Genomic DNA, 2,038 nt, shown 5'->3' on the forward strand with positions numbered 1-2,038 from the left:
TTCCGGCATCGTCCAGCAGGGGATTGGAAGCCCACTTCTTGGGGGAGTCGAAACACCCCTCCCTACCTCTGGCCCGCGCGGAGCGCAAGCCACTTGACCGTAAGAAAAAGCATCCCCCGCGCTACCAGCGCGCACGCCCATTCAGCCCACTCAAAAGAAAAAGAGCCGATGTTCCACATGGAACACCGGCTCTCTCCCCCTTACCTTTGTGCCGCTGCCGTCGGGATACGCACCGTATACTCGATGTACCCGTCCCTTTCCTCCCGGTGGGCCGTGGCCGGAACACCATTATCGGTCATGAGGCGGATGGCATGGTCGATGGTATTCACAAAGATGCGGACATCCTTCACCATCGAGATGCGATGCCTCCCCGGGGCCGCTTCGTTGAGCAGCTGCTCGATGTACAGGTCGGTGGCCCGGGCGTTCATCTTCCGCTTGGCGATGGTGATGAGGGCCTCGCTGCGGCGATTCTCGGGCAGGCGCAGCACCGCCCGGGCGTGACGCTCCGTGAGGCCGTTGTCCAGCACGAACTGCCGCTGATCCTGCGTCAGCTGTAAGAGCCGCAGCTTGTTGGCCAGCGTCGGCTGGGCCATTCCCAGCCGCTTGGCCGCCTCGGCCTGCGTGCAGTCCCAGAGGACCATCACATCCCGCAGGCCCTGCGCCTGTTCAAAGGGATTCAGATCTTCCCGCTGCAAATTTTCCAGAAGCCCCATTGCCGCTGTCTTCTCGTCGGCGTAGTCGCAGAGGATGGCCGGGATGGTCTGCATCTTCGCCATCTTGCAGGCCCGGAGCCGCCGCTCCCCCGCCACCAGCTCGTAGCCATCCTCCCGCTTTCGCACCGCAATGGGCTGCAGCAGGCCATTTTCCCGGATGCTGGCCGCAAGCCCCGCAAGCTCCTGCTCATCAAAATGGGTCCGCGCCTGAAACGGCGACGGCTGGATGCTCTCGATGGGGAGAGCATAGATTTTTCCGGCAGATTTCTTTCTCTCAAACATGATACCGCCCCTTTTCGTCTGAAATCGTCTTGGTTTTCCACACTTTCCCGGGAAAACGTGGAAAGCTCAGCTGCTTACGTTCCCAGTTTACCAAAAAACAAAAGGCCCTGCCAGAAGTTTCGTTCGGCAGGGTCTTGCATTTTCTATTCGATGTTTCGTTATTTCAGCGGACTTTTCGCAATTTTTCCGCCGTTTCTGGGGTAGGCAGTCGGAGTTTGCGAAATCTTTTTGCAGAGGATGAGGGTGCGGGTGTCGCCCCCCGGCAGATGCAGGGTGCGGGTCTCTCTGTACTCGCCGCCCAGCTTCTTGATGGCTCCCCGTGCCGCAGCAAGCTCCTCCTCACCGGATGCGCCCTTCATGGCGAGGAAATTTCCGCCCACCTTCACCAGCGGCAGGCAGTATTCTGCCAGCATGGGCAGAGCCGCCACTGCGCGGGCCGAGGCCAAATCGAACTGCTCCCGCCACGCCTTCCGGGCAGCCTCCTCGGCGCGCTCCTTAGCGAACTCCACGCCGGTAAGGCCCAGCTGGCCGCAGGCATATTTCAGGAACTCCACCCGCTTGCCGGTCGGCTCCATCAGGGTCAGCTCCAGCTCTGGCTTGTAAATTTTCGTCACGATGCCCGGGAAGCCTGCGCCCGCGCCGACGTCCACCATCTTCCCCGCCACCTCGGGCTGGGACGCAAAGAGCAGGCTGTCGAGGAAATGCTTGTCCTCAATGCCCTCCTGGTCGGTGATGGCAGTCAGGTTGACCTTCTGGTTGTACTCTACCAGAATCTGAGCAAAGGCGTCCAGCTGGTCGAGCTGGGTGCCGGTGAGCGTGATGTTCCATGTGGAACATTTCTGTTCCAGTCGGCTTTTATCGATCATAAACTTATCCTCATTTCACAAAAGCTTATCGCAATTTTCAAAAATAGCATCTATCAAAAAACGGTATATTGTTGTCTTTCGCGCTGGTAGCGCGGGGCAGGTTTTTTCTTGCGGTCAAGTGGCTTGCGCTCCGCGCGGGCCAGAGGCAGGGAGGGGTGTTTCGACTCCCCCCTCCCT

2 protein-coding genes are annotated in these 2,038 nt (G+C 59.6%); both read right to left on the reverse strand.

Features of this window, described 5'->3' with window-relative positions:
• Positions 1 to 200: 200 nt before the first annotated feature.
• A complete protein-coding gene (locus tag LKD23_RS12775; protein WP_227621949.1) occupies positions 201 to 995 on the reverse strand; it encodes a ParB/RepB/Spo0J family partition protein in 795 nt (264 codons plus the stop codon).
• Between the two features lie 158 nt (positions 996 to 1,153).
• Positions 1,154 to 1,861 carry a 16S rRNA (guanine(527)-N(7))-methyltransferase RsmG gene (gene rsmG, locus LKD23_RS12780; protein ID WP_227621950.1) on the reverse strand — a complete coding sequence of 236 codons (708 nt, stop codon included), beginning with the start codon at positions 1,859 to 1,861 and terminating at the stop codon, positions 1,154 to 1,156.
• Between the last annotated feature and the right edge of the window lie 177 nt (positions 1,862 to 2,038).

The organism is Faecalibacterium butyricigenerans (assembly GCF_020687345.1).
GTDB classification, from domain to species: Bacteria; Bacillota; Clostridia; order Oscillospirales; family Ruminococcaceae; genus Faecalibacterium; species Faecalibacterium butyricigenerans.

Bases quoted from the DNA above. Each gene is read 5' to 3' on its own strand.
- LKD23_RS12775 (WP_227621949.1), bottom strand. From the start codon at position 995: ATGTTTGAGAGAAAGAAATCTGCCGGAAAAATCTATGCTCTCCCCATC.
- rsmG (WP_227621950.1), bottom strand. From the start codon at position 1,861: ATGATCGATAAAAGCCGACTGGAACAGAAATGTTCCACATGGAACATC.